Raw genomic sequence first — 26,078 nt, forward strand, 5'->3', positions numbered from 1 at the left:
CAAACCACCGCTTAGTGTGCAACTCCGGCGCCGGTCTCGAAGGTTCCGTTTTTTGCTCTCCACCCTGATCGTGCTCGGTCTGGTGTGGCTTGCCGGATTTGTCTGGTATGTCGAGTCCATCCCCACCACGGTCGACAACCCCGATCAGCGCACCGATGCCATTGTCGTTCTGACCGGCGGCAGTGAACGCCTGTCGGAAGGCCGCCGCCTGCTCGCACGCGGATTGGCAAAGAAACTGTTCATTTCCGGGGTATATCGCGGCGTTGAAGTCGATGAGTTGCTGTCGGTCGGTAAATCCGACCCGCGTTTGATTGCCTGTTGCGTTGTGCTGGGCCATGTCGCGGAAAACACCCGTGGCAATGCCATGGAAACCGCCGTCTGGGTCAACGAACAGGGCTATCAAAGCCTGCGGATTGTCACCGCGAACTACCACATGCGCCGATCCCTTCTGGAATTCAAAAGCCTGATGCCCGGTGTCGATATCATCGCCAACCCCGTCTTCCCCGATACGGTCCGGATCGAAGACTGGTGGCGGTATCCCGGCAGTACGGCCCTGATCGCCAGCGAGTTTAACAAGTACCTTTTCGCCAGCCTGCGCAATTCGATTTTAAACTGGCTGCCTGGGGGCAATCACCCGTCATTGCAAACACCCGATGCCAGCCAACCCGATCAGAACGACTATTCCGCGTCGAACAACAAAACCGGCTAAGGCCGATCAACAATCGCCATTTTACGATTGCCGTAATACTGTTACAAAGCACCAGATACATAAGCGTTTGAAGGATTTTTCTGAATGAGAGCCCTGCGCGCGTTACTTTTTAACGTGTTGTTTTTTGGCGGAACAGCCCTGCTGTGCATCAGCATGATCCCCCTGATGGTCTGTGGCCGCAAGGCCAGCCAGTTTGTCGGCCATGCATGGTGTGTGCTGACCCAGTTTGCCCTGAACCATTCGGTCGGCATGTACAAACGCATCACCGGGCTTGAAAATCTGCCCGATGGCCCCTGTATTCTGGTGGCAAAACATCAATCGGCTTGGGAAACCCTTACCTTTCACACTGTGGTGCCCGATCCGGCCTATATCCTCAAAAAGGAACTGATCAAAATCCCGCTGGTCGGGCAGTTCCTGCATCTCTCAGGTCAGATCGCGGTTGACCGTTCCGCCGGGGGCTCAGCCCTTAAGGATATGATCAAGGGGGCGTCACAGGCGCTCAAGGAAAACCGTCAGGTGATCATTTTCCCAGAAGGCACGCGCACCCCACCCGGCTCAAGCCGCCCGTATCATCCGGGCGTTTACGCGCTGTATAAGGCCTTCCCGGACATCAAGGTTATTCCGGTTGCCGTCAATTCCGGCATGTTCTGGGGCAAGGATAGCTTCATGAAATATGGTGGCCGGGTCACCATGGAACTGATGCCGCCGATTGAACATGGTCTGGACCGCAAGACCTTCATGAAAGAAATCAAAACCCGCATCGACACCCGCACCCGCGAACTTGAAACCGAGGCACAGCGCGAATTTAACCTGCCGATGCTGACCTCTGCCGACATCGCCGCCGAAGAAGAAGCCAGTCAGGAAAAAACCTCCTGATCCGCAAGGTCGGCTGTCAGATCGATAAAACAACAAAGGCCGGGCTGCACAGCGCATTCCGGCCTTTTGTATGTCTTTTTGCCTTAGGATACGGCGCGTTTTTTCTTGGTCGCCTGCCAGATACCAAAGGCAATCAAGGCAATCCCGCCCAGATGATAAAGGTGCAATTCTTCCCCCAGAAAGACAATCGCAAGCCCACTGGCAAACACCGGGATCAGATACATAAAGACACCCGCCGTCGCCGGACCAACAATCGACACCCCCCTGTTCCAGAAAAGATATCCAAAGAACGCAGGCCCCGCACCGATATAGAAAATCTTCATCATGTCGGGCCACGCCGGATCAAGATGGGTAAAGAACGGCTCGCCGTTCACCACAAGCGACCAGACATAAAGCGGGGTTAAAAACACCAGACCAATCAGGGCCGACACAAACACAAGGCTCAGCGGATGAACCCCCTTTGGCGCACGTTTAAGCAACATCGAATAGGCCGCCCAAACCATGGCCGATACCATTGCAAACACATCGCCTGAGACAAAGCTCATCTCGGTAAACACCGAAAAATCTGCCTTTGCAATGATCGTTGCCGTACCAACACCCGCCACCAGCACCCCGACCCACTGACTTAACGTGGGCTTGTTTGCGGTTAATACGGCGGCAAAGATCAGAACCCACACAGGGGCGGTTGCATTGAGCAAACCGGTGTTGACGGCCGTTGTGTTATAGGCCGCAAGATAGATGATGATCGAAAACAGGAAGACACCGGTAAAGCCGATCAGAAACATCGACATCTTGTGCTGCGCCATCAGACGCAAATCGCGCCCAAGGTATCTGGCACAGAACGGAAACAGCATCACAGCCGCCACAACCCAGCGCCAGAATGCCAATGCTTCAAACGGCACTGTCGCATTCACCCCGCGCGCCACAACGTGGTTTGATCCCCACATCATCGCACAGATCACCAGCATCAAATAAGCCAGCGGCAGCGGGGTTTGATCCCCCTGTGTCACACTCGGCGCGTTCGATACATTCGGCGCATTTGCGTGGCTCATCAGATGCCCGCTCCCATATTAATCTCGCCGTATTCGCGCCGCACCAGATCCATCAAATCATGCAACGGCGGATCGACAATCCCCATTTGATCCAGATGCAACACGGTATTTTCCAGATATTCCAGATTGGGACCCACATTGCCATGGGCCGCCACAATGATCTCAACCGCGGTGCGCACCGGCAGGTTCCCGGCATATTGTTCATGGGTCGGATCGGCAACATAGGTATGTGCGATCACACGGCGCCCGTCCTCAAGTTCAACTTCGACATCGGCGGGAATATAGGTGTTGGTCACAAGCTCGCGCTCATCAAGATACCCTTTCACGATCCCCCAGTTTTCCGGTGTGATGCGAAAGGCATTCCCCACACATTCCCCGCCCTTGTTCAGGCCAAGAACAAGCCCCGGATTTTCCGGCGTGCCACGATAATGATGGGAATAGATACAGAACGACCGATGGTAACCGGGCAGCTTGGCACGCGCTTTTTCCGCGAACTCAAACCCCGGCCGCCACAACAGCGAACCATATCCAAAGACCCATCTATCCTGGGCGTCCGTCACGATATCCTCCAAAAGTCTTCTATGTTCGGGTTCGCAATGCCATGAACCGTGCGTCAGGCTAACGCTTGATCATCACCAATGCCACCCCGAGTGCGGCTACCCCGAATCCGACAAATCCCAAAAGACCAAGCTGTTCATCAAACAGAAGCCACGCAAACATCGCAGCCGTCGGCGGGACAAGGTAAAACATGCTGGCAACGCGGGTGGCCTCGCCCTGTTTGATCAGAACCATCAACAACATGATGGCCCCAATCGACAACACCAGAACAAGCCACGCCATCGCCAGAATGAAGTCCATGCTCCATTCAACCGTCAACGGCTCCTTGATAAGCGCAATCACCCCGACAACAAGACTGGCCGCAACATATTGAACGACTGTGCCGCTCAAAAGATCCATACCAGTGCAAAAGCGCTTTTGATAAAGGGTGCCCGCCGTCATGGCGAGCAAGGCCACCACCGCCAGCCCAATGCCAAATGCGGTAATGCCAACCCCGTCACCAATTTTGGGCACCAGCACAAGCGCTACCCCGACAAGGCCAAGCACCAGACCGCCCCATTGGCGCAGCGACACCCGTTCACCCAAAATCGCCCCGACGACCGATGCGGTGACAACCGGCTGCAACCCGACAATCAAGGCCGCCAGCCCGGCCGGAAGGCCGGTATCAATCGCCCAGAACACCCCGCCAAGATACAGCCCGTGGACCAGCGCGCCCGTGGTCCCGATATGGACCGCCTCGCGCCAGGTTTTCGGCCATTTTGCCCCCATCAGGATGACAACCGGCACCATCAAAACCAGCACAATGACAAATCGGACAAACAGGAAAACGAACGGATCGGCATATGGCAGGCCGAATTTGGCACCGACAAAGCCCGTGCTCCACAGGAACACAAACACAAACGGCATGAACCGTGCGAATGCCGGGTGGCTGGTGGCAGACATGACTATCCCCTTGGTCCGGCTGATGATGCAATTTGGGGCACATCATCAAACCGACTGGTGACCTGCACAACACAGGCCATCCGTTATTTATTCATCCGTCTTTTTCTTGCCCGTCTCGTCGCTTTGGCGCGCTTCACCTTCGGCCGAGAAATTAGCAAAATACTGCCCGGCATCGACAATACCGCGCCGGATTTCACGGGTGCGCGAAAACAGCTCAAACAGCTTGTCGCCCTCGCCCCAGCGAATGGCACGTTGCAACGCCATCAGGTCTTCCTGAAAACGTCCCAGAACATCCAGAACCGCCTCGCGATTGTTCAAAAACACATCGCGCCACATGGTCGGGTCGGACGCGGCAATACGGGTGAAATCCCGAAAACCGGTTGCCGAAAACTTGATCACTTCCTGACGCAGCGCATCTTCAAGATCGGTCGCTGTCCCGACAATCGTGTAGGCGATCAGATGGGGTAAATGCGATGTAATCCCCAGAATGCGGTCATGATGGTCCGCATCCATGCGTTCGACATACATCCCGCACGCTTCCCAAAGGGCCGTGACCTTGTCAGCGGCATCTTCGCTTTCACCGGGAACCGGCGTTAAGATGCACCAGCGCTCTTCAAACAGTTCCGGAAAACCGGAATCCGGGCCGGAATGTTCGGTCCCGGCCAACGGGTGGCCGGGCACAAAATGCACGCCTTCGTCAAGTTGCGGGGCAATGTCACGGATTACCGATTGTTTGACCGACCCGACGTCCGAAACAATCGCCCCCTTTTTCAAGGCCCCTGAAAGCTGTGCGCCAATCGCCTCGTTGGCTCCAAGCGGTGCGCACAGCATCACCAGATCAGCATCGCCAACCGCGTCCTTGATGTCGCAATAGGCTTCATCGGCAAGACCAAGTTCAAGCACCCGGTCGCGGGTCGCTTCCGACCGCACAGCACAGGTAATCTTGTTGGCAAGGCCATCACGCTTGATACGGCGAGCCATGGACGAGCCGATCAGGCCCATGCCGACAAAGGCGACAGTGTTAAACAACGGCTGGGATGCAGTTTTGGTCATTTTACAGGTTCACAAAGTCCTTGATGGTCTGAAGGCAGATTTCCATTTCTTCCTTCGTGCCGATTGAAACACGTAGCATCTGCGACAGGCCATAAGCCCCGATTTTGCGCGGGATCACGCCGCGCGCCATCATGAAATCATTGGCCGCATCGGCGTTTTTGCCATCCTGTCCCGGGAATTCGATCATCACGAAATTGCCATAGCTCGGATGCGCTGTCAGGCCACCAATCGCGTTGACCTCATCGCGGAACCACGCCAGCGTCTCGGCATTGTGGCGCACACAATCATTGACGAAGTCATCATCATCAAGGGCAGCAACACCGGCTTCTTGCGTTGGCAAAGGCACGTTGAACGGATTGCGCAGACGCTGCAACACATCGGCAATCTCAACCGGGGCATAGCACCAGCCAAGACGAATGCCACCAAGACCATAAATCTTGGAAAATGTCCGGGTCATCACGGTATTATTGCCCGCTTTGACCAGTTCTTCGCCGGCTGAATAATCTTCCTGACCGGTCATGAACTCGGCATAGGCAGCATCCACCACCAGAACGATGTCTTCGCGCAGACCATCACGCAGGCGCTTCATTTCGCCGTCGGTGATATAGGTCCCGGTCGGATTGTTCGGATTGGCGACAAAGACAATCTTGGTCTTTTCCGTTACCGCGGCCAGCATCGCGTCAACACTGGTTGTCATGTTGGTTTCCGCCGCCGTCACCGGCACCGCACCAACCCCTTTGGCCGCAATCGGATACATCAGGAAACCGTGCTGCGAATACAGCACTTCATCGCCCGGACCGGCATAGGCACGGATCAACAGGGTCAGAAGTTCATCGGACCCGGCACCACAGACAAGCTGATCCATTTCAAGATCATATTTCTCGGCCAGCTTCTTGCGCAGCAAGTCACACCCGCCATCGGGATAACGATGCAGGCGGCTGGCGGTATTGCGCAGCGCCTCCATGGCTTTGGGGCTCGGACCAAGCGCGCCTTCGTTCGACGACAGTTTGATCACGCGCTGCGTGCTGTTGGCACTGGACTTACCGCCCTGATAGGGGGCAATTTCAAGGATACCAGGGCGTGGGGTGGGCGCAGACATTACGTATATTCTCCCAAAGGAAGTGGTGGTTTATTGAAACCACCCTTGAATTTTAACTCAGTGCGTCTTCCGAAATCGGCACGGCATAGGCGCCGACCACACGCAGGCTTTCGGGATTAAGTCCCTGCTCGGCCAGTGTGGCTTGAAACGCATCGGCGCGATTACAAAAGAATCCCGGCACATCAACAAGAACAAAACGCCGATCTGCGGCGATTTCGTCAGAAAAGCCAAGGATTGCCGATCCGTTGAGGCCATCCGCAATTTTTTTGCGCGCCGTATCCATCGAAATCTCTTTTGACAGGCTTACCACGAACAGCGTTCGGTCATCACCACTGTCTTCAAGATCAATTGCCGCCAGAACAAAACCCTCGGTTTGCTCGCCGCGTCCGACCGGGCGTCCGCCAAATGGCAATTTGGAAACAACCCGGACCGCACTATGTTCGGTCAAAAGCGTCCACCATGGCATCGGCTCGCCAAATTCGGGTTTGGGAAACACACCAACTGCCGCCCGGCCTTCTTCAAGTGCGCCATATGCTTCGCGCGGGGTGTCAAACTCGACAATCTCGTTAAGGCACCCGAAATTCAGACGTGCCAGTTCCCAGCAATCCTGTCCTTCGGCGTTGCGGCAAAGTGCGATGGTATAAGGTGCCTCAAGCCGCGTTCCCGCCGCGATCATTTCGCGCCAGATTTGAATAAGTGCTGTTTTGGGAAAGGCACCATCATGGCGCTCAACAAGGGTGCGCATAATACGCGCCTCACGCGCCGGACGATAAGGCACCTTTACCTTGCCACCGGCCGCGATCACGCGGTCCTTATAGGCGCCAACCGCCTGCACAACCTTGGTCCGCCGAATGATCAGCGCTTGCAGCGCCTGATCGATGTCATCGATTTCACCGCGCAGCCCATCAAGGTCAAGATTTGCCAAATTTTCGTTGTCTAACGCCATAATCCACTCATCTTTTGAACGGCGCACAGTATAAGAGCCCAACTGAAAATTCCAGCACGGTTTGAAGCTTTGATTTTGTGGGGGTTTTTAGGCGCACACGGATCGCAAGGTTAGGCACCCTGCAATCTCTGTGCAACGACAAAATCGACCATACGCAACGCACCCGAAAGGTTTGCTACATTTCGCCCACAATGCGGCGGTTTCCTTGTGAAAAGGCCACCAGCATCCGGTGCGACGAAGCTGTTGATATTGGGCGAAATTTACCACATCAAACTGTGTTGGCATTTTCAGTTGGGCTCTATCGGCAGGGCCGCAGAAATGCAAAGAAAAGATTGACTAAACCGGGGTTGCTCCATAGCTAGGATAGGCGAAATTCCTGCAAACCAAGACAAATGACAACAACGCCGTACCTGTTTGCGTGGAAAATGACCGACCAATAGGGAATCCATTATCTATGTCCACCGTTGCCAACAAAGACAAGCGCGCACCGCTTCCCGGCCATCACATGGTGTTGGGGGAAACCGATAAGTTGCGCCTTGATAGCGGTGTTGAATTTGGCCCCTTCACAATTGCCTATCAGACCTACGGCGAACTGAACGCCGATAAATCCAACGCCATTCTGGTTTGCCATGCCCTGACCGGCGATCAATATGTTGCCGATGAAGTTCACCCGATCACCGGTAAGGACGGCTGGTGGCGTGAACTGGTTGGTCCTGGCAAAATCATTGATACCGACAAATATTTCGTCATTTGCTCGAACGTCATTGGCGGCTGCCTTGGCAGTACCGGGCCAAAGGATACCAACCCCGAAACCGGCAAACCGTGGGGTCTGGATTTCCCGGTGATTACCATTGCCGATATGGTGCGTGCCCAGACCATGCTGATTGATGCCCTTGGCATTGGTAGCCTGTTTGCCGTCATTGGCGGCTCGATGGGCGGCATGCAGGTGCTGGAATGGTGCAAAAGCTATCCCGAGCGGGTGTTTGCCGCCGCCCCGATTGCGACCTCCTTCCGCCATAGCGCACAAAACATCGCCTTTCACGAAGTGGGTCGTCAGGCGGTCATGGCCGATCCCGACTGGTGCGGGGGCAATTATTTGCTTGAAGACAAAAAACCCGCCCGCGGTTTGGCCGTGGCGCGCATGACAGCACACATCACCTATTTGTCGCAGCCTGCCCTGCACCGTAAATTTGGCCGCAAGTTGCAAAACCGCGGTGCCATCACCTATAGCTTCGATCAGGATTTTCAGGTCGAAAGCTATCTGCGCCATCAGGGCAAAAGCTTTGTCGACCGGTTTGATGCCAACAGTTACCTCTATATCACGCGTGCGATGGATTACTTTGATCTGTCGATTGACTATGACGGACGGCTGGCTGATGCCTTTAAGGGCAGTAAAACGCGGTTCTGCATTGTGTCGTTCTCAAGTGACTGGTGCTTTACCACCGCCGAAAGCCGCCAGTTGGCCCACGCGCTCAATGCCGCGTCGTGCAATGTCAGCTGTGTCGAAATCGAAAGTGACAAGGGCCACGATGCCTTCCTGCTCGATGAACCTGATTTCCACATGGTTCTCGGCGGTTTCATCGACGGTGCCGCCGAAATCCGGGGGCTGAAATAACGCCATGAACAATCCTCATACAAATATAAATAGTGCTGCAATCCCGCTTCACAGCGACCGGATTCGTGTTGACCTGCAATTGATTGCCGACATGGTCGAGCCCGGAACGCGGGTTCTTGATATCGGGTGCAGCGACGGTGAACTTCTGGGCTATCTGACGCGGACCAAAAAAGTCGATGGCCGCGGCTTGGAACTGTCCAATGAAGGGGTGCGCAATTGCGTCGCGCAAGGATTGCCGGTGATGCAGGGCGATGCCGACCGGGATCTGGGTGATTATCCCGACGGGGCCTTTGATTACGCCATCCTCAGCCAGACGCTACAGGCCACCCACCGCCCGAAAGAAGTGCTGTCGGAACTGCTGCGCATCGGTAATAAGGCGATTGTCTCCTTCCCCAATTTCGGGCATTGGCGGGCGCGATTTGATCTGATGTTTCGCGGGCGGATGCCGCAAAACCCCAACTTGCCGATCATGTGGTACGAAACCCCCAACATCCATTTTTGCACCGTGCGCGACTTTGTCGGCATGTGCGATGACATGGGGGTCAAGATCGAACGCTCCATGGTGCTCAATGAAAGCGGATCGAAAGTCAGCATCGACAGCCATTCGCGTTTCGCCAATTTCTTTGGCAATCAGGCATTATTCATGCTGAGCAAATAATACGGGTGATTAATCACTTTTTTTGACTAATCAGTTTTGTGTTTCTGGCTGTCACAAACCGCCAATTTCCCCGTCTGAGTCCTGTCGCCGCCACGGCACATTTTTCAGACGGGGCCCACATGACAGCTTCAAAATTCTCCCAGATCTGCCGCACGACATTGATCGTCGCCACCCTCAGCTTCCTGGCCGCCTGTTCGCAAAAGGCGGAAACCCTGAAACTGTCGGTCACCCAGTTTGGCACCGCCACCCAAGCCGCCTTTGACAGCTACGGTGCGGCCTATGATGCGCAGTTTTCCTCGTTTTCCAAGGCCCCATCGGCACAGCGCGATGAATTCGTTACCAACATGACCGACTTCACCGGCACGGTATCGGCATCGAACATTGATGTCCTGATCGATCCGGACGGAGCCAAAATTGATCCAAGTGTTGCACGACAATGGCAAGACACCCTGTCGGGTTTACGTACGCAATATCAGGAGTTTGTCGCGATTTTCGACAATATCGAAGCCGGCTCGGCACTCGGCGCATCCGCCGTCACACAGTCAGGGCCGATCCTTGAAAAACTGCGCGGGCAACTTGCCACCATCACCGGCGATTTCACCAAAAACCCGCCCCAGTTGCTGGCCAAGCGCAGCACGCTGATCGCAAAGCTCAATGATATCCGTGCTGACAAGACCGACGATCAGGACGCCCACACGCTGCGCTATCAGTTGTGGTGGCAAGATTGGCAGGCTTTGACCGAGGCCGAAAGACAGATGCAAACCGACACCCTGCGCAAGTTTGTTAGCGCTAACATCCTTGGAAACCGGTTGCAAAACCAGATCGACACTTACGCAAAACTCGATGTCGCATCGCTTTTAAGTGCGGTTGAACAGGGCATTTCGCTGGCCGGTGACATCAACAAAATGAGCCCGCAGGAATTGATCACACAGGGCACAGCCTTGGCGCAAACCGCAACCAATTAGGGGGAAATCAACCATGTCGAACCTCGACAAACTGATCGCACAATCGAAAAAGGCCTACGTCGAAATCGCAACTGCCTATGACGCGGCCGATATCAATCAGAAAATCGTGCTGTCAGAAAGTGTACAAAAGGCGCAATCGGCACTGGTGGCCTTACAAACCGCCAACCTTGCGCAATCTGTGACCGTCACTGACGCCGATCTGGCGGAAATGAGCAGGCTGCGCGCCAAGATCAACAATGCCGCCGAACTGCAATCAGCCATCACGGGGATCATCGGTCTGGTCAGCAAGTTTCTGGTTTAAGGGGGAGAGTTAGCTGTTCCAACGGTCCGCATCGGCGTCGTCTGATGCCTTTGCGCTGACCCATTTTTCGCCGTTCTGGGTTTCTTCGCGCTTCCAGAACGGTGCACGGGTTTTAAGGAAATCCATCACGAAATCGCAGGCCTCAAACGCGTCCCTGCGATGTGCCGACAGGGCAATCACCAGAACAATGCGTTCACCGGGTTCCATCCGGCCAAACCGGTGTACGATGCGAATGCCATCAAGTTCCCAGCGATGACCGGCTTCATCGGCGATCTTTTCAAGTTCGCGTTCGGTCATGCCTGGATAATGATCAAGGGTGAGCGCGGACACGGTGTCACCACCATGAATGTCACGCACCAGCCCGACGAAGCTGACCGCCGCCCCGATGTCTGTACGACCATCGGTCAGGGCTGCAAGCTCGGCGCCCGGATCAAAATCATCTTGCTGAACGGAAACACGTGTCATGGCGACCTGCCTTTAATCCAGTCTCGTGTTAGTCGAGATGCTTAAGCCCGGTCCGCAGATAAAGATACCCGGTCTGAACCGTCACAATACCGGCAATCCACAGCAGGATATCCCCAATCAGGACAGACGGGATCATGTCAGGCGACGCATCGCCGACCAGAAGGAACCCGATGGCCAGAATCTGGGCCGTGGTTTTCCATTTGGCCAGAACAGTGACCGGCAGCGGTACTTTGAGCTCGGCCAGATGTTCGCGCAGGCCCGATACCATGATTTCGCGGCACATGATGATCACGGCCGGCAGCACAGAAAACCCGGCAATCCGTTCAAACGACACCATCATCATCAAGGCCGCGGCCACCAGCAACTTATCGGCGATCGGATCAAGAAACCGACCCAGCGGCGACACCACATTCATGCTGCGCGCCAGATAACCGTCGAAGAAATCAGTGATACCGGCAAAGGCAAACAACACAAAACCCAACCAGTTGCCCAGCGGGCCATCAATGTAAAATGATGCCACCAGTGCCGGGATCACAACGATGCGCGACAAAGTCAGCAGATTGGGGATCTGGTTTTTCATGAACAGGCCTGTTTGCAGGTATTTATGGCGATGACTTCCGGTTCTAAGGCGTCTGCACTCCCCGAAGCCGGGCAATTATTAAAGGCTTGGCGCCGGGATCACAAGGGGCGTCTTAAATTGCAATAAAACAGAAGCACTACGGCCTGCCCAATCACGTGTATTTGAACCGGCGCAGAATCAGTCATGGACCAAAATGACAATATTTGGCATATTTTGCCATCCGTTAAAAATGGAGTGTCCGATGGCAACGATGAATGTGTCCCTGCCCGATCCCATGCGAGAATGGGTCGAAACCCAGATTGAAAGTGGTGAGTACGCCAGTTCCAGCGACTATGTCCGCGATCTGATCCGACAGGACCAACGCAAACAGAAGCTGCTTCAACGCGCCCTGACAGAAGGCCTGAACAGCGGACAAAGTACACGGACGGCTGAAGACATTATGGCGGCCGCCCAAAAGAAATTGACGGATGGCTAAATACGTCCTGTCCAACAGGGCCGATGCCGACCTTGAAGGAATTTATATCTATTCCTACGAAACATTCGGAGCGCAACAGGCAGAGGGTTATTTCCTGTCATTGCGTGATTGTCTGAACAATCTTGCCACATCCCCACACATCGGACGTGATGCAGGGGTGCTTCATCCCGGTATGCACAGCCATCATCATGGGCGCCATATGATCTATTACCTGATTGAAGAGAGCGGCATTTTCGTTGTCCGCGTCCTACATGATGCTATGGATTCATCGCGCCATATCGCCGCAACGAGCCGCAAATAAAGCGCAAACCCGCTTTATCAATTTTCCCCATGAAAATGATCATAGATTTTGCGGGCCAAGGCGGCACTGATGCCGCCGACCGCTTCAAGGTCTGAAAGCCCAGCATCGGCAACACCGCGCGCAGACCCGAAATGGTGGAGCAGTGCCTTTTTACGGGCACCGCCAACACCGGGCACCGAATCGAGCACACTTTTGCCGATTTGTTTGGCGCGTTTGGCCCGGTGGGTGCCAATGGCCCAGCGGTGGGCTTCGTCGCGCAGGCGCTGGATGAAATAAAGCACCGGGTCTTTCATATCAAGGCGCACCGGGGCCTTGCCCGGAATGTGCAGGACTTCCTTACCGGCATTGCGATCCACACCCTTGGCGACACCAACCAGCATAACGTCTTCAATGCCGAGGTCTTCAAGGACGGCCTTGGCAACGCCAAGCTGCCCCAAGCCGCCATCAATCAGGCACAGGTCCGGCCATGTGCCGTTTTCGCGGTCCGGGTCATCCTTTTGCGCCCGCGCAAAGCGGCGGGTCAGGACTTCGCGCATCATGGCAAAGTCATCGCCGGGCGCAATGTCGCCCTTGATGTTGAATTTGCGATAGGCGTTTTTAATGAAGCCTTCTGGCCCGGCCGCAATCATGCCGCCGACCATATTGGTCCCCTGCGTGTGGCTGTTATCGTAGACTTCAATGCGCTCGGGCGTGTTTTCCAGATCCAGTTTATCAGCCAGGTCTTCAAGCAATTTACGCTGGGTCGCACTTTCGGCCATGCGCCGCCCCAAGGCATCCTTGGCATTGGTCATGGCATGTTCGACCAGCTTTCGCTTGCCGCCGCGCTTGGGCACGAGCAATTCGATCTTGCGATCATTGTTCACACCAAGGGCGGTTTGCACCAATTCCTGACCTTCGATTTCATGCGAGAGGAAAATCTGTTTGGGGGCGGGTTTGTCGGCATAGAACTGCCCGACAAAGGCCGACAGGATTTCAGGAATTTCAGCCGACTGTTCATGGCGCGGGAAGTACGACCGGTTGCCATAGTTCGAGCCGGATCGGAAAAAGAACACCTGAACGCAACTTTGCCCGCCTTCGTGATGCAGGGCAATGACGTCGGCCTCTTCGACACCTTCAAGGTTGATGTCCTGATGCGACCTGATTTGGCTGAGCGCACGGATACGGTCGCGGTACATGGCCGCCTGTTCAAAATCCATCTTTTCCGACGCGGCAAGCATGTCAGATTCAAGCTGCTTGACGATATTCTGGCTGCGGCCCGTCAGAAAGTCGCGGCAGATGTCAACAAGCCCGTCATAGTCCGGCTTGGAAATCCGGTCCACACACGGCGCCGAGCAGCGTTTGATTTGATAGAGCAAACAGGGGCGCGACCGATTGGAAAACACCGCATCGGTGCAGGAGCGCAGCAAAAAGGCGCGCTGCAAATGGTTGATGGTGTTGTTGACCGCCCATGCGGAGGCAAACGGGCCAAAGCAGCTTCCGTCCTTGGCGCGCGCCCCACGGTGTTTGACGATGCGCGGATAGTCATGGAGCTCGGTGATCAGGATATAGGGGAAGCTTTTATCGTCGCGCAGCAGGATGTTGTAGCGCGGCTTGAGTTTCTTGATCAGGTTAGATTCAAGAAGAAGGGCTTCGGCCTCGGTATGGGTGGTGATGATTTCCATCCGCACCGTCTGGGCAATCATCCGGGCGATGCGCAGCGGCACCTGCATGATGCGGGTATAGGACACCACCCGTTTTTTAAGGTTCTTGGCCTTGCCGACGTAAAGAACGCGATCCTTGTCATCAAGCATGCGGTAAACACCCGCCGATCCCGGCATGGTTTTAAGCGCATTCTTGATCGCCTCGACACCCCGTGCGGCCCCACCTTCGAGCGTGTCACCATCAAGCGACAATCCGATTTCCCGTTTCGGGGCATCATCCCCGCCGGGCATGTCGGAGGAAACAGGTGGCTTCATCAAGGGTCTCCGAAGTCAGGAAAATACATCCAAAGTTGTGACGGCTGTCACAGTTCGTCAGGCGTTTCGAACATAGCCGAAAAGATTAACATCGCAACAGGCACAGAGGGAATCGCCCCGGAAAAAAGATGTCCACCAAGACTGTGGATAACTATGTGGGTAATGCGGGGGCTATTGTCTGCACCCCTTGAGAAGTCTTAACGTTCTATGAAGTGCCCAAATATTGAGCAAATCAACTAAGTATTTGTTTTAAAACAATAAAAAAACTGTCAACCTGAAATCATTCGGTAATAGAGTCGTAAAAAATGAATATTTCCCTTTGATTCCAACCTGCCAAATGCTTGTGCATAAGGACAAACACGATTCGCCCTAGAGGAATCACAGAGTCCCATGGTCGCAGTTTGTGAAAAAGTAAATTTTTTGCCTGATCGGGGCTGTTATCAGCGGGCGATATTATGGCGTTCGATTTCGACACCGACCGCGCTGACGTCTTCAAAGACGTCGAGCTTTTCAACCCGAACGATCACCTTGCGCACGCGTCTGTCGGCAAGACACATGTCGGCCAGTTTTTCCCCAAGTGTTTCCACAAGGTTCACATGACCATCCTGACAAATACGTCGGGTGCCAACGACAAGATCTTCGTAGCTCAGCACGGTGGAAATATCATCATTCTGCACCCCGTCGCCTTCGAGCACTGCCAGATCAAGGTTGATCCGCACACGTTGGGGGGCTTCCTTTTCGTGATCATAGACCCCGATCGAGGTATGCATCACCATATCGCGCACAAAGACGCGGCGCAGGCTGACAGCCAAGTCTGTATCGGGCACGTCTGTGCCCGGCAAGTCCGTTTGGCGGAGGTCCGTATGGGACAAATCCGCAAAGGGCAACGTGGTAATCTTGGCGTCCTGTTTGAGGCCTGCGGTCATATTTCCGGTCTTCCTTGTGCTGCTATCTGCGGCCAGATGTCAGATCCGCATCCGACATCATTCTTCTGGCGTGTCATCGTCGCCACTGGGCGCCCAATCAAGATGCTGCCCGCCGTCAAGGGCTAACATTTGCCCGGTGATGGCCGGCGCGGCAAGGAAAAATCGAACCGCGTCGCAAATCTCTTGCGGGTTTGTCCCAACTTTCAGAGGTGTTTTCTCACATTGCTGATCGAAAACTTCCTGTGTTTGTCGGGTACTAGGCAATGCCGGGCCCGGTCCGATGGCATTGACACGTATTTTTGGCGCCAATGCCAGTGCCATGGTCTGGGTCAAGGTCCAAAGACCTGCCTTGGACAGGGTATAGGTCATAAAATGCGGATTAAGATTCCACACCCGTTGATCAATCATATTGATGATCAGGCCCTGACACTCGTCTGGCAGGCGTTTGGCAAATTGCTGACTTAGGACAAAGGGTGCGCGCAGGTTGGCTTCCATATGAAGGTCCCAGCCTTCGCGCGTTGCACTTTTGACGTCATCATATTCAAAGGTCGATGCGTTATTGATCAGAATGCCAATCGGCCCAAGGGCGGCGTTGGCTTCGCGCAGGATGCGATGGGTATCATCCTCGTTGGAAAGATCAGCCGAGATCACGCAGGCGCGTCGCCCAAGGGCGCGGATTTTATCGGCCAGATGTTCGGCATCTTTGCGCGAATGATGGCAATGCAGCGCAAGGTCATAGCCGTTGTTCGCCAGATCAAGTGCAAGTGCGCGACCAATGCGTTTAGCGGCCCCGGTAATCAGTACAGTTTTTGGCACATGATCCGTCATTCTGGCATCGTCCCGTTATGTCACATCAAACTTTATGGCATCGTTATTTTGCATCAGATGTTTTTGGGGCCAATACCGCACCCCACCCATCTTTTACGCCGCGACCAGTTGGAAGACATAGACAAAATAGGCGATCACGAAAACCACACCGGCACTGCGCGACAGTTTGCGGAAGGCAAACGTCACCAGCAACAGGGCAACCGTCACCGCCAGCATGATCCAAATGTCCGACGCAAGGATCTGGGCCGGAACCGGTATCGGCGTGATCAGCGAAACGCCGCCAATGATCACCAGAAGGTTCAACAGGTTTGAGCCAAACACATTGCCAAGCGCAACATCGGAATGCCCGCGGAATGCGGCAACCATCGATGCGGCAAGTTCGGGCAAGGATGTGCCAAAAGCCACAAGGGTCAGGCCAATTACCGCCTCGGACACACCAAACTCACGGGCGACTGTCACACCACCATCGACCAGCCATTCCGCGCCAAACATCAAGGCGACAATCCCGATCACGGTTGCAATGATCGGTTTTAACCAGCCCGAGGGCACCTCGCCGACTTCATCGACCTCTTCTTCGTGCAGGTTACTGGCGTGGCTGGGCATGTTTTTGTCGTGCTTATAGGTGAAGTACCAGATCGCGACCAACACACACAGCATCACCGCCCCGGCCCAGCGTTCAATCACGCCAAACATGCACAGCCCGATAAACAAGAGCGTGCCCAGCAACATCGCCCCGCCATCGCGCACAACCGTTACACGGCCTGCTGCAATAGGTTTAAGCAGGGCCACGGCCCCGAGGATCAGCAATATATTGGCGATATTTGATCCAACCACATTCCCCATCGCGATATCGGCAGTACCTTTGAGCGATGCGTTCAGCGATACAACAAATTCCGGCGCGGATGTGCCCGCCGCCACAATGGTCAAACCGACAATGACCTTGGACACCCCCATCAAAAGGGCAAGGCCAACAGCCCCCCGAACGATGAATTCACCACCCGCGGTCAAAAGGACAAGACCGGCGATAATCTGAAGATAAGGGATCAACTGTTCCAAGATGTGTTTGCTCGTATTGATTATATCGTTAATTCGGACCCATCCAATTCAGGCCGATCCGGGCCCGCGGAACATGGCATTCCGCAAGATGAATGGCAAGTCATCAGGACATGACAATTGTCACAACAATCACGTCCCCATGCATCAAAGCCATCAATGTCACGCATTCTGCCGTGATGCGGGGGCCCACCACCTGTCGATCAGATTTCCATGAGACGTGCGGGGTTATTTTCGCTATTCTGGTATTCTTGGTAATTTCATATATTTAACTGCGTGTTGGACCCAATCAAACCATGCATCACGGCGTTCTGTTCGAGCTTTTCCTGATCCTGACGGCGGCGGTGATCGCCGTGCCGCTTGCCCATCGGTTGCGGGCAAATTCCATCATCGGATTTCTGATTGGCGGTTTTTGCATCGGCCCGTTCGGGTTCGGCTTGATCAATGAGCGTCAGGAAATTGCAACGGTTGCCGAACTTGGCGTTGTGTTTTTGTTGTTCATGATCGGGCTGGAGCTGTCGCGCGAACGTCTGCGCGTGATTGGCGGGCGGTTTGCCGTGCTTGGCCTGTTTCAAATTGGCGTCTCGATGGCGGTGCTGTTTGCCGGGTTGGCCGTCCTTGGCTTTAGCGTGCCCAGTGCGGTGGTGATTGCAGGTGCCTTGGCCTTATCGTCCACCGCGATCATTTTAAAACAGCTTTCTGATGACAGGCAGCTCCATACCAAATTCGGGCGTGCGGCCCTTGCCATTTTGCTGATACAGGATGTGGCGGTTGGCCCGTTCCTGATCATGGTGCAGGCAGCCGGCGATGCCGGAACCGAAACCAGCCCGTGGGTCAGCATTCTGACCGGGATTGGCGCGGTTGGCATTTTGTTGCTGATCGGGCGCTATTTGTTGCCGCGCCTGTTTCGCTATATCGCGCTTCTTAAAAACCCGGAACTGTTTGCCATTGGCACATTGTTTGTGGTGCTGGCCGCCAGCACGCTCACCGAAGTTGCCGGACTTTCGATGGCGCTTGGTGCGTTCATCGCCGGTGTGATGTTGGCTGAGACCGAATTTCGTCATCAGATCGAGGCCGATATCACCCCGTTTCGCGGTGTTTTCCTGTCGCTGTTTTTCATGTCGGTGGGCATGTCGGTCAATGCCGATATTGTGTTTACCCAGTTTGGCACCATTGTGCTTTGGCTGATTGCGCTGATTGGGACAAAGACCGCCCTTTTGTTCGTTCTGGCATTAATGGCCCGCTTTGAAAAAGGGTCGGCGTTGCGTGTTGGCATGAGTTTGGCCGCAGGCGGCGAGTTTGCCTTTGTCATGCTGGCGCTGGCCGCACAAAATGGGGCGATTGCGCCCGACCTTGTCGCGGTGATGATCCCGGTGGTGGCGCTTTCGATGGCGCTGACCCCGACATTGATGACCGTCGGGCAACGCATTGAAGAAAAGCTCCATCCCAAAGAAGACGACCAGCTTGGCCCGATTGAAGCCGAAACCGACGGGTTCCAGCAGCATGTTCTGGTCATCGGGTGCGGACGTGTCGGGCGGGTTTTGGCGAGATTGTTAAAAACCCGCAACATTCCCTATGTGGTTATTGATAGCGACGCCTTGCAGGTTTCGCGCGGGCGGGCCGAAGGATTGCCGGTGTATTTTGCCGATGGGTCACGACCGGAAACATTCCGGGCTGCACACACTGACGAAGCAAAAATTGCGGTCGTTGCCCTGGGGAACCCGCATGCGACCGAAAAAGCCGTTGCCCTGCTCCGTCATTACTATCCGCATTTAAAAATCTTTGCCCGCGCACAGGACATTACCCATATCGGGCCACTGTCGCGCAGTGGCGCGGATGCCGCCATTCCAGAGGTGCTTGAAACCGGGTTGCGGCTTTCAGATCATGTGTTGGCGGCCTGTGATGTACCGCAAGAAGAAATTGATGCGGAAATCGCCAAGTTCCGGCGCGCAGACATGTTGTTGATGAATGAGCTGGCGCCGCGCACGCAGCGGCGTAAGGCCGAAACGGCAGGCTCAGCTAAGCCTGCGTCTGGCTCTGGCCCCAAAACACCAAAAGCCAAAAAAGACGCCAAATAAACCAAAACCCCCACGCAAAACGCGATGGGGGTTTCTATCTTCAGGTCGCCAAATCAGGTTTGGGTGAACTACGCAGCGGTTTCTGAATCCAGTGCATAGCCCGCCGCACGCACGGTGCGGATGATGTCGCGGGTCCCTTTGACGTCATTAAGCGCCTTACGCAGACGGCGAATATGGACATCAACTGTGCGGGTTTCGACATAAATGTTCGGGCCCCAGACCGCGTTAAGCAGTTGTTCGCGCGAGAAAACCCGACCCGGATGCTCAAGGAAATAACGCAGCAGACGGAATTCCGTCGGACCCAGATGGATGGCCTTGCCATTGCGGCTGACACGGTGGGCGGCGAGATCCATTTCGATATCGGAATAGATCAACTGCCCTTGTGGTTGCGCCGGACCGGATCGGCGCAACAGCGCACGAATACGGGCCAGCAATTCGCCAATGGCAAACGGCTTGGTGACATAATCATCGGCCCCGGTATCAAGGCCGCGAATGCGATCGCCTTCTTCACCGCGCGCGGTCACCATGATCACCGGCACATCGCGGCTTTCAGGTTTGCGGCGGATCTGACGGCAGACCTCAATCCCCGACATGACCGGCAACATCCAGTCCAAAAGGACCAGATCAACATGGGTTTCGGCCATGATTTTCAACGCTTCGTCACCGTCCCCGGCTTCGACAACCTGCATCCCCTCACGTTCGAGGTTGTAGCGCAACATGGTCACGATTGCGGCTTCGTCCTCGACGATTAGAACCGTTGGGTCCATCTTCTTATGCTCCAGTGTCACTCATTCGGTTCGACAACAGCAAAGTTTGCTGCATCGTTTTTTGGCCGACCATCTGTCGGCAGGTCTTCGCCTTTGATCCGATAGTAAATCGTCTCGGCGATATTGGTCGCATGGTCGCCAATCCGTTCGATGTTTTTGGCAATGAACAGCATGTGCGTCGATGCGGTAATGTTGCGCGGGTCTTCCATCATGTAGGTCAGCAATTCGCGGAACAGCGAATTGTACATGTCATCGACTTCCTGATCGCGGGCCCAGACACGCTGTGCCTTTTCCGCATCGCCTTCGATATAGGCATCGAGAACGTCCTTGATGATTTCCTGCGCCAGACGCGCCATGTTCGGGATGACCTGAACCGGGCGGATCGGCGGAATCTGGTTTAGGACCTGGGCGCGCTTGGCGATGTTTTTCGCAAGATCGCCAATCCGTTCCAGATCGTTCGACAGTTTCAGGGTTGTCACCACCTGACGCAGGTCGTCTGCCATCGGCTGACGCAGGGCCAGAAGACGGACAGCAAAATCCTGAACTTCCTGTTCAAGTGCATCAATACGGTGATCCGACAGAATGACCTTTTCGGCCAGTTCGGAATCACGTTTGACGATGGATCGGATCGCAGAGATCAGCTGGCTTTCCGCAAGCCCGCCCATCTGCGAGATGATGTTGTTCAGACGGGTCAGTTCCTCGTCGAACGAACTCACGATATGTGTTTTTTCGTCAGCCATTTAAATCACTCTCCTGCGGGCGCTTAACCGAAGCGGCCGGTGATGTAACCCTTGGTGCGTTCGTCTTTTGGGTTGGTGAAAATCTGATCGGTTTCGCCAACTTCAACCAACTTCCCAAGATGGAAGAAAGCCGTGCGTTGCGACACACGTGCAGCCTGCTGCATGGAGTGGGTCACAATCACGATCGTGTAGTTCGAACGCAATTCATCAATCAATTCTTCGACCTTGGCGGTCGCAATCGGATCAAGTGCCGAGCACGGCTCATCCATCAGGATGACTTCCGGGCTGACGGCAACCGCGCGTGCGATGCACAGGCGCTGCTGCTGCCCACCGGAAAGACCGGTTGCAGGCGACTGAAGACGATCTTTGACTTCCTTAAGCAAACCCGCACGTTCAAGCGAGGTCATCACAATTTGATCAAGCTCATCGCGCGAATTGACCAAACCATGGATCCGCGGGCCATAGGCCACATTGTCATAGATGGTTTTCGGGAACGGGTTTGGTTTTTGAAACACCATCCCGATGCGCGCGCGCAACTGAACAACGTCGATGCGTTTGTCATAGATATCGCGGCCATCAAGGGTGACTTCGCCTTTGATCGTCACACCGTCAATCGTGTCGTTCATGCGGTTCATGCAGCGCAGGAAGGTTGATTTACCACAGCCCGACGGGCCGATCAGGGCGGTGACCTGACGTTCGACGATGTCAAGATTGACATCAAACAGCGCCTGATTGTCGCCATAGGAAAGATTAAGGTCACGGGCCGTCATTTTAGGACTTGCGACCGACGGCTGTGCCGTCATTGCGCTCTGGGATACAGCAGCCATTTTACCACTTCCGTTCAAATTTTTTGCGCAGATACACGGCAAAGCCATTCATGAGGACCAAGAAGGCCAGCAACACCATGATGGCCGCCGAGGTTTTTTCGACAAAGGCACGTTCCGGGCTGTCGGCCCAAAGATAGATTTGCACCGGCAGAACCGTTGCCGGATCCAGCGCCCCGCCCGGAATATCGACAATAAAGGCAACCATGCCGATCATCAAAAGCGGTGCGGTTTCACCAAGAGCCTGTGCCATGCCAATGATCGTCCCGGTCAGGATACCCGGCATTGCAAGCGGCAACACATGATGGGTGACGGTCTGAACCGGGGAAGCACCAAGGCCAAGGGCGGCCTGCCGGATAGACGGCGGCACCGCCTTGATTGCGGCACGCGAGGCAATAATAATCGTCGGCAATGTCATCAGCGCCAGCGTCAAGCCACCGACAACCGGGGCGGAACGCGGCAGATGCATGACATTGAGGTAGACCTCAAGACCAAGCAAACCAAACACAATCGACGGCACGGCAGCGAGATTGTTGATATTGACTTCAACAATCGTGGTGAAGCGGTTTTTCGGTGCGAATTCTTCCAAATAAACCGCGGCAAACACCCCGATCGGGAAGGAAAGTGCCAAGGTCACCATCAGGGTATAGAGCGAGCCAACAGCAGCCCCCCAGATGCCTGCCAGTTCCGGTTCACGGGAATCGCCATTGGTAAAGAAGCGGGTGTGGAACTGTTTCTCCACCGCACCGTCCGATTTCAAGCTGTCGTACCAGGCGATTTCCTCGTCATTGAGACGACGGCTGCCTTCGTCAACATCGGCACTGATGTAGCCTTTGTTGAGCATGTCGAAATCATCACCGGAAATCAGCCAGACCTTCCGGGTTTGACCGATCAGGCCGGGATTTTCCATCACGCGTTCGCGCAGGTCATAAGATGCCCCGCCCGAAACAATTGCGTACAGATCCCGTTTGGCCTGACGCGATGTAACGTCTGGGAACCGGTCACGCAGTGATTTTTTGATCAGGCCGTCAAAGTTGGCCTTGCCGATCACCGCAGGATCACCGGTGCCGTCAGGGTCAATCTCGGCGGTATCAAAGGTCACTTCAAGCTGGACATAGGTCTGGAAAAAGGCGGTGTAGCCCTTTGACCCGATGGACCCGGCCAGAACAAACAATGCCAGAAGCGCAAGCGCGATTGCGCTCAGGCCATACATTTTAAAGCGGCGTTCTGCGGCGTAACGTTTTTTGATGTTACGGGCAATTTTCGGGCTGTCCCAGTCAACCGGCTTGTGCAGATTGTCCGAGATTACCTTGGCCGCGGCTCTATCTTCCATAAGAGATGCCATATCAGTCATATTTCTCGCGATACTTCTGAACAACCTTAAGGGCAAATACGTTCAAGCCCAAGGTGACAAGGAAAAGAACCAGCCCCAACGCAAAGGCCGACAGGGTTTTTGCACTGTCAAACTCCTGATCGCCGACCAACAGGGTCACGATCTGAACCGTCACCGTGGTTACAGCCTGCAGCGGATTGACCGTCATGTTTGCGGCAAGCCCGGCGGCCATCACCACAATCATGGTTTCCCCAATCGCACGCGACACCGCCAGCAGAACCGCACCGACAATACCGGGCAAGGCTGCGGGGAAAATCACGTGCCGGATGGTTTCCGATTTTGTCGCACCAAGGCCATATGACCCATCGCGAAGCGATTGCGGCACCTGAGACATCACGTCATCAGAAAGCGAGGAGACGAAGGGGATGATCATGACCCCCATAACGAGGCCCGCAGCAAGCGCACTTTCCGAACTGACATCCAGACCAAGGATCGCACCATTGTCACGCAGGAACGGGGCAACAGTCAGGGCAGCAAAGAAGCCATAGACAACCGTCGGAACGCCTGCGAGGATTTCAAGGGCCGGTTTGGCAACTGCACGGAATTTCGAGGAAGCATATTCACCCATGTAGATGGCTGAAAACAGACCAACCGGCACTGCCACCGCCATCGCAATCAGGGTAATCAGCAACGTCCCGACAAACAGCGGGATGGCGCCAAAGGCCCCGTCCGATGCAACCTGATCCGCACGGATCGCGGTTTGCGGGCTCCATTCAAGGCCGAACAGAAACTCAAGCGGGCTGACCTTGCTAAAGAAATGTATCGCTTCGAACATAAGCGAAAAGACAATTCCCACCGTTGAGAGGATCGCAATCGCCGAACAGGTGATCATGATCCAGCGTGAAATACGCTCAACGTTGTTGCGCGCACGCATGTCAGGATCAATCTTGCGATAGGACAACGCAATCCCGGTCGTGGCAACCGCAAGCATCACAACAACCAGTGCCGCATTGGCAATGGTTTGCAAATTTGCCAGACGCCGCCCGGCGTCAATGATTTCGGGCGAGACGGACAAATGTTGTCCGTTGCCCTCTGCAATCAGTGAAATGCTGTTCAGGGCAAGCGAAAGCTGCCCGGTGTTGCTCGTGATTTCGGCTGGTAGATCCGAGACAATCATCGCTTCGATGATCGACCCCTGAAAAACGTACCAGACAACCACCAGCAACAATGCAGGAAGACCACACCACAAAGCGACATACATGCCGTAATGGGCGGGCAAGGAATGCAGGTTACTGTACCGACCGCCCGAAAGGGCAATCGCCCGCTGACGCCCGAAATAAAAGGACAGCGCACAAAGTGCGGCAACCGCGAGCAACAGGAAAGACAGGGACATTACTTTAAATCCGTTTGCCAGGTGGGCCTGCAGAAATCACATCGAAAGGCCAATAGGACAAAAACAATAAATTAATCAAGTCAACGCATGTTGAACTAAATCTGATCCACTTTGCCGGAGACAGCCTTCTGTCCGGCAAGGAAAGGTCCGCAGAGCGTAGCGGGGCTACGTTCAAGGGCGTTGACGCTGCGGGGCGGATGGCTGCTCCGGCCCCAAGGGTTTGTTTTTGGCGACGTTTCGCGGCGTTACACCGCTTGACCGATGCGCCGCATCGCTCTTGCGCGCTGTGCCTTGCCAAACGGCACGCCAAAAACAAACAAAGTGAACCTGATTTAGTACAACATGCTTTAAAACAAAGAAACCGATGGCGACCCATGCCGCCACCGGTTGAAGTATCACGTTACATGCTCAGCGGCGAAAGATTCATCGCAGCGTTACGAACTGTTTCACGCTCTTTTGCATCCATCGGGATCAGACCACGATCAGCAAGGTAACCTTCGTCACCCCAAGCTTTGTCCGCGGTGAACTCAGCCAGGTATTCTTCGATACCCGGGATGGTGCCGACGTGTGCGTTCTTTACGTAGAAGTAAAGCGAACGCGAAACCGGGTAATCACCAGCAGAGATTGCTTCGAAGGTCGGCGACACGCCATTGATCATCGAACCCTGAAGTTTGTCGCCATTCTGGTCGAGGAAGGAGAAACCAAAGATGCCAAATGCGTCTTTGTTGGCTTCAAGCTTCTGAACGATCAGGTTGTCGTTTTCGCCAGCTTCAACATAGGCACCGTCTTCACGAACGCCAGCGCAGACAGCTTTGAACTGGTCTTTGTTGGATTTTTCGAGTTCGGCGATAACCGGGAATTCTTCACAAGCTTCTTCAAGTACCAGCTCGGTGAAAGCATCACGGGTACCGGAGGTCGGCGGCGGGCCGAGAACTTCGATTTTAACGTCCGGCAGGCTCGGATCGATTTCCGACCAGGTGGTGTAGAAGTTGTCTACAAGCGACTTGCCGTCTTTGGACGGAACGATTTTAGCAAGAGCAAGGAAGATCTGCTCTTTGGTAAGGTCAAGTTCAGGTGCTTCGTTGGAGTTCGACAGAACGATACCGTCGTAGCCAACTTTCACTTCGGTGATTTCCGAAATGCCGTTAGCAGCACATTTTTCAACTTCGGACTTCTTGATGCGACGCGAAGCATTGGTAATGTCGGGATGCTGTTCGCCAACACCGGCACAGAACAGCTTCAGACCACCGCCAGAACCGGTTGATTCAATAACCGGAGTCTTGAAAGAGGTGGTTTTACCGAATTCTTCTGCAACTGCGGTTGCGAAAGGAAACACGGTGGACGAACCAACGATACGAATCTGGTCACGTGCCTGGGCAGCGCCAGCAAAGGCAACGCTCATCAGCGCCGCAACAGCAAGAGTCTTCTTCATGGTATATTCCCCAATGGTTGTTCCACTTCGGAACGGTGCAACGATCTGCGAGGCGGACTCTACCGCTGGGTGCTTACGGTATTGTGTCGCTTTTATTAAGCTTATGTGACAACGCATTTTTGGTGCAAAAATACTGAATTTTATGAAATTAAAT

General features: G+C 54.6%; 27 protein-coding genes. 9 read left to right on the forward strand and 18 right to left on the reverse strand.

Going from position 1 to position 26,078, the window contains the following annotated elements; all coding sequences use genetic code 11:
- The first annotated feature begins 52 nt into the window (after positions 1-52).
- Together AC0VXT_RS17765 and AC0VXT_RS17770 are read left to right on the forward strand one after the other, a co-directional pair.
- Positions 53-709: a YdcF family protein gene (locus AC0VXT_RS17765; protein ID WP_475546478.1), complete on the forward strand. Its 657-nt coding sequence runs from the start codon at positions 53-55 to the stop codon at positions 707-709.
- Positions 710-793: 84 nt separating this feature from the next.
- On the forward strand, positions 794-1,585 hold the full coding sequence (locus AC0VXT_RS17770) for a lysophospholipid acyltransferase family protein (RefSeq protein WP_475546479.1): 792 nt from the start codon (positions 794-796) through the stop codon (positions 1,583-1,585).
- A gap of 83 nt (positions 1,586-1,668) precedes the next feature.
- On the opposite strand, the gene AC0VXT_RS17775 is transcribed toward AC0VXT_RS17770, so the two are convergent.
- The 6 genes from AC0VXT_RS17775 to AC0VXT_RS17800 form a co-directional block, all read right to left on the reverse strand.
- A complete protein-coding gene (locus tag AC0VXT_RS17775) occupies positions 1,669-2,637 on the reverse strand; it encodes a DMT family transporter (RefSeq protein WP_475546480.1) in 969 nt (322 codons plus the stop codon).
- Positions 2,637-3,197 (reverse strand): gamma-glutamylcyclotransferase, encoded by a 561-nt coding sequence (locus tag AC0VXT_RS17780; protein ID WP_475546481.1) that lies wholly within the window; start codon positions 3,195-3,197, stop codon positions 2,637-2,639. Before AC0VXT_RS17780 ends, AC0VXT_RS17775 begins: the two co-directional genes overlap by 1 nt.
- A 58-nt stretch (positions 3,198-3,255) precedes the next feature.
- On the reverse strand, positions 3,256-4,137 hold the full coding sequence (locus tag AC0VXT_RS17785) for a DMT family transporter (protein WP_101298936.1): 882 nt from the start codon (positions 4,135-4,137) through the stop codon (positions 3,256-3,258).
- 87 nt (positions 4,138-4,224) lie between these two features.
- Positions 4,225-5,190 (reverse strand): prephenate/arogenate dehydrogenase family protein, encoded by a 966-nt coding sequence (locus AC0VXT_RS17790; protein WP_102783368.1) that lies wholly within the window; start codon positions 5,188-5,190, stop codon positions 4,225-4,227.
- A 1-nt stretch (position 5,191) separates the two neighbouring features.
- Positions 5,192-6,289: a histidinol-phosphate transaminase gene (gene hisC, locus AC0VXT_RS17795; protein ID WP_475546482.1), complete on the reverse strand. Its 1,098-nt coding sequence runs from the start codon at positions 6,287-6,289 to the stop codon at positions 5,192-5,194.
- Positions 6,290-6,341: 52 nt separating this feature from the next.
- A complete protein-coding gene (locus AC0VXT_RS17800; RefSeq protein WP_475546483.1) occupies positions 6,342-7,235 on the reverse strand; it encodes a chorismate mutase in 894 nt (297 codons plus the stop codon).
- Positions 7,236-7,689: 454 nt separating this feature from the next.
- Between AC0VXT_RS17800 and metX the strand changes: the two genes are divergently transcribed.
- The 4 genes from metX (at position 7,690) to AC0VXT_RS17820 (ending at position 10,774) form a co-directional block, all read left to right on the forward strand.
- Complete coding sequence (gene metX, locus AC0VXT_RS17805) at positions 7,690-8,850, forward strand: homoserine O-acetyltransferase MetX (RefSeq protein ID WP_475546484.1); 1,161 nt, start codon at positions 7,690-7,692, stop codon at positions 8,848-8,850.
- A gap of 4 nt (positions 8,851-8,854) precedes the next feature.
- Positions 8,855-9,508, forward strand: coding sequence for a methionine biosynthesis protein MetW (gene metW / locus AC0VXT_RS17810; RefSeq protein ID WP_101298926.1), 654 nt, complete (start codon positions 8,855-8,857; stop codon positions 9,506-9,508).
- A gap of 119 nt (positions 9,509-9,627) precedes the next feature.
- Positions 9,628-10,473 (forward strand): hypothetical protein, encoded by an 846-nt coding sequence (locus tag AC0VXT_RS17815; protein ID WP_475546485.1) that lies wholly within the window; start codon positions 9,628-9,630, stop codon positions 10,471-10,473.
- 13 nt (positions 10,474-10,486) lie between these two features.
- Positions 10,487-10,774, forward strand: coding sequence for a hypothetical protein (locus tag AC0VXT_RS17820; protein ID WP_475546486.1), 288 nt, complete (start codon positions 10,487-10,489; stop codon positions 10,772-10,774).
- 9 nt (positions 10,775-10,783) lie between these two features.
- Here the strand turns inward: AC0VXT_RS17820 and AC0VXT_RS17825 are convergent, their stop codons facing one another.
- Entirely contained in the window at positions 10,784-11,239 is a 456-nt protein-coding gene (locus AC0VXT_RS17825; RefSeq protein ID WP_475546487.1) for a molybdenum cofactor biosynthesis protein MoaE, read from the reverse strand.
- 28 nt (positions 11,240-11,267) lie between these two features.
- On the reverse strand, positions 11,268-11,819 hold the full coding sequence (pgsA, locus tag AC0VXT_RS17830; protein ID WP_022730946.1) for a CDP-diacylglycerol--glycerol-3-phosphate 3-phosphatidyltransferase: 552 nt from the start codon (positions 11,817-11,819) through the stop codon (positions 11,268-11,270).
- A 241-nt stretch (positions 11,820-12,060) separates the two neighbouring features.
- Between pgsA and AC0VXT_RS17835 the strand changes: the two genes are divergently transcribed.
- The gene (locus tag AC0VXT_RS17835) at positions 12,061-12,294 is read left to right on the forward strand and encodes a type II toxin-antitoxin system ParD family antitoxin (protein ID WP_475546488.1); all 234 of its coding nucleotides are present in this window, start codon (positions 12,061-12,063) and stop codon (positions 12,292-12,294) included.
- Positions 12,287-12,595, forward strand: a complete 309-nt coding sequence (locus AC0VXT_RS17840) for a type II toxin-antitoxin system RelE/ParE family toxin (RefSeq protein WP_475546489.1) — start codon at positions 12,287-12,289, stop codon at positions 12,593-12,595. The genes AC0VXT_RS17835 and AC0VXT_RS17840 overlap by 8 nt, the downstream gene beginning before the upstream one ends.
- A 17-nt stretch (positions 12,596-12,612) precedes the next feature.
- On the opposite strand, the gene uvrC is transcribed toward AC0VXT_RS17840, so the two are convergent.
- The 4 genes from uvrC to AC0VXT_RS17860 all read right to left on the reverse strand — a co-directional run bounded on the left by uvrC (position 12,613) and on the right by AC0VXT_RS17860 (position 17,360).
- On the reverse strand, positions 12,613-14,526 hold the full coding sequence (uvrC, locus tag AC0VXT_RS17845) for an excinuclease ABC subunit UvrC (protein WP_417823424.1): 1,914 nt from the start codon (positions 14,524-14,526) through the stop codon (positions 12,613-12,615).
- 464 nt (positions 14,527-14,990) lie between these two features.
- Positions 14,991-15,476: a dihydroneopterin aldolase gene (folB, locus tag AC0VXT_RS17850; protein ID WP_022730942.1), complete on the reverse strand. Its 486-nt coding sequence runs from the start codon at positions 15,474-15,476 to the stop codon at positions 14,991-14,993.
- Between the two features lie 57 nt (positions 15,477-15,533).
- A complete protein-coding gene (locus tag AC0VXT_RS17855) occupies positions 15,534-16,304 on the reverse strand; it encodes an SDR family oxidoreductase (protein WP_475546490.1) in 771 nt (256 codons plus the stop codon).
- A gap of 93 nt (positions 16,305-16,397) precedes the next feature.
- Positions 16,398-17,360, reverse strand: coding sequence for a calcium/sodium antiporter (locus tag AC0VXT_RS17860; protein WP_475546491.1), 963 nt, complete (start codon positions 17,358-17,360; stop codon positions 16,398-16,400).
- A gap of 293 nt (positions 17,361-17,653) precedes the next feature.
- On the opposite strand from AC0VXT_RS17860, the gene AC0VXT_RS17865 reads away from it, so the two are divergent.
- On the forward strand, positions 17,654-19,435 hold the full coding sequence (locus AC0VXT_RS17865; RefSeq protein WP_475546492.1) for a cation:proton antiporter domain-containing protein: 1,782 nt from the start codon (positions 17,654-17,656) through the stop codon (positions 19,433-19,435).
- A gap of 68 nt (positions 19,436-19,503) precedes the next feature.
- On the opposite strand, the gene phoB is transcribed toward AC0VXT_RS17865, so the two are convergent.
- The 6 genes from phoB to AC0VXT_RS17895 all read right to left on the reverse strand — a co-directional run bounded on the left by phoB (position 19,504) and on the right by AC0VXT_RS17895 (position 25,924).
- Positions 19,504-20,202: a phosphate regulon transcriptional regulator PhoB gene (gene phoB, locus AC0VXT_RS17870; RefSeq protein ID WP_022730938.1), complete on the reverse strand. Its 699-nt coding sequence runs from the start codon at positions 20,200-20,202 to the stop codon at positions 19,504-19,506.
- Positions 20,203-20,219: 17 nt separating this feature from the next.
- Positions 20,220-20,942: a phosphate signaling complex protein PhoU gene (phoU, locus tag AC0VXT_RS17875; protein WP_101298912.1), complete on the reverse strand. Its 723-nt coding sequence runs from the start codon at positions 20,940-20,942 to the stop codon at positions 20,220-20,222.
- Between the two features lie 23 nt (positions 20,943-20,965).
- Positions 20,966-21,769 carry a phosphate ABC transporter ATP-binding protein PstB gene (pstB, locus tag AC0VXT_RS17880; RefSeq protein ID WP_101298910.1) on the reverse strand — a complete coding sequence of 268 codons (804 nt, stop codon included), beginning with the start codon at positions 21,767-21,769 and terminating at the stop codon, positions 20,966-20,968.
- 1 nt (position 21,770) lies between these two features.
- Positions 21,771-23,120: a phosphate ABC transporter permease PstA gene (gene pstA, locus AC0VXT_RS17885; protein ID WP_475546493.1), complete on the reverse strand. Its 1,350-nt coding sequence runs from the start codon at positions 23,118-23,120 to the stop codon at positions 21,771-21,773.
- Positions 23,113-24,492: a phosphate ABC transporter permease subunit PstC gene (gene pstC / locus AC0VXT_RS17890; protein ID WP_022730934.1), complete on the reverse strand. Its 1,380-nt coding sequence runs from the start codon at positions 24,490-24,492 to the stop codon at positions 23,113-23,115. The genes pstA and pstC overlap by 8 nt, the downstream gene beginning before the upstream one ends.
- A 400-nt stretch (positions 24,493-24,892) precedes the next feature.
- Positions 24,893-25,924: a PstS family phosphate ABC transporter substrate-binding protein gene (locus AC0VXT_RS17895; protein ID WP_475546494.1), complete on the reverse strand. Its 1,032-nt coding sequence runs from the start codon at positions 25,922-25,924 to the stop codon at positions 24,893-24,895.
- Between the last annotated feature and the right edge of the window lie 154 nt (positions 25,925-26,078).

The sequence above is a fragment of the Thalassospira sp. Z349TD_5 genome, from assembly GCF_056173045.1.

Excerpts from the sequence above, each read along its gene's own strand:
- AC0VXT_RS17770 (WP_475546479.1), top strand. The coding sequence starts at position 794 with ATGAGAGCCCTGCGCGCGTTACTTTTTAACGTGTTGTTTTTTGGCGGA.
- AC0VXT_RS17775 (WP_475546480.1), bottom strand. The coding sequence starts at position 2,637 with ATGAGCCACGCAAATGCGCCGAATGTATCGAACGCGCCGAGTGTGACA.
- AC0VXT_RS17785 (WP_101298936.1), bottom strand. The coding sequence starts at position 4,137 with ATGTCTGCCACCAGCCACCCGGCATTCGCACGGTTCATGCCGTTTGTG.
- AC0VXT_RS17790 (WP_102783368.1), bottom strand. The coding sequence starts at position 5,190 with ATGACCAAAACTGCATCCCAGCCGTTGTTTAACACTGTCGCCTTTGTC.
- hisC (WP_475546482.1), bottom strand. The coding sequence starts at position 6,289 with ATGTCTGCGCCCACCCCACGCCCTGGTATCCTTGAAATTGCCCCCTAT.
- AC0VXT_RS17800 (WP_475546483.1), bottom strand. The coding sequence starts at position 7,235 with ATGGCGTTAGACAACGAAAATTTGGCAAATCTTGACCTTGATGGGCTG.
- metX (WP_475546484.1), top strand. The coding sequence starts at position 7,690 with ATGTCCACCGTTGCCAACAAAGACAAGCGCGCACCGCTTCCCGGCCAT.
- metW (WP_101298926.1), top strand. The coding sequence starts at position 8,855 with ATGAACAATCCTCATACAAATATAAATAGTGCTGCAATCCCGCTTCAC.
- AC0VXT_RS17815 (WP_475546485.1), top strand. The coding sequence starts at position 9,628 with ATGACAGCTTCAAAATTCTCCCAGATCTGCCGCACGACATTGATCGTC.
- AC0VXT_RS17820 (WP_475546486.1), top strand. The coding sequence starts at position 10,487 with ATGTCGAACCTCGACAAACTGATCGCACAATCGAAAAAGGCCTACGTC.
- AC0VXT_RS17825 (WP_475546487.1), bottom strand. The coding sequence starts at position 11,239 with ATGACACGTGTTTCCGTTCAGCAAGATGATTTTGATCCGGGCGCCGAG.
- pgsA (WP_022730946.1), bottom strand. The coding sequence starts at position 11,819 with ATGAAAAACCAGATCCCCAATCTGCTGACTTTGTCGCGCATCGTTGTG.
- AC0VXT_RS17835 (WP_475546488.1), top strand. The coding sequence starts at position 12,061 with ATGGCAACGATGAATGTGTCCCTGCCCGATCCCATGCGAGAATGGGTC.
- AC0VXT_RS17840 (WP_475546489.1), top strand. The coding sequence starts at position 12,287 with ATGGCTAAATACGTCCTGTCCAACAGGGCCGATGCCGACCTTGAAGGA.
- uvrC (WP_417823424.1), bottom strand. The coding sequence starts at position 14,526 with ATGCCCGGCGGGGATGATGCCCCGAAACGGGAAATCGGATTGTCGCTT.
- folB (WP_022730942.1), bottom strand. The coding sequence starts at position 15,476 with ATGACCGCAGGCCTCAAACAGGACGCCAAGATTACCACGTTGCCCTTT.
- AC0VXT_RS17855 (WP_475546490.1), bottom strand. The coding sequence starts at position 16,304 with ATGACGGATCATGTGCCAAAAACTGTACTGATTACCGGGGCCGCTAAA.
- AC0VXT_RS17865 (WP_475546492.1), top strand. The coding sequence starts at position 17,654 with ATGCATCACGGCGTTCTGTTCGAGCTTTTCCTGATCCTGACGGCGGCG.
- phoB (WP_022730938.1), bottom strand. The coding sequence starts at position 20,202 with ATGGACCCAACGGTTCTAATCGTCGAGGACGAAGCCGCAATCGTGACC.
- phoU (WP_101298912.1), bottom strand. The coding sequence starts at position 20,942 with ATGGCTGACGAAAAAACACATATCGTGAGTTCGTTCGACGAGGAACTG.
- pstB (WP_101298910.1), bottom strand. The coding sequence starts at position 21,769 with ATGGCTGCTGTATCCCAGAGCGCAATGACGGCACAGCCGTCGGTCGCA.
- pstA (WP_475546493.1), bottom strand. The coding sequence starts at position 23,120 with ATGACTGATATGGCATCTCTTATGGAAGATAGAGCCGCGGCCAAGGTA.
- pstC (WP_022730934.1), bottom strand. The coding sequence starts at position 24,492 with ATGTCCCTGTCTTTCCTGTTGCTCGCGGTTGCCGCACTTTGTGCGCTG.
- AC0VXT_RS17895 (WP_475546494.1), bottom strand. The coding sequence starts at position 25,924 with ATGAAGAAGACTCTTGCTGTTGCGGCGCTGATGAGCGTTGCCTTTGCT.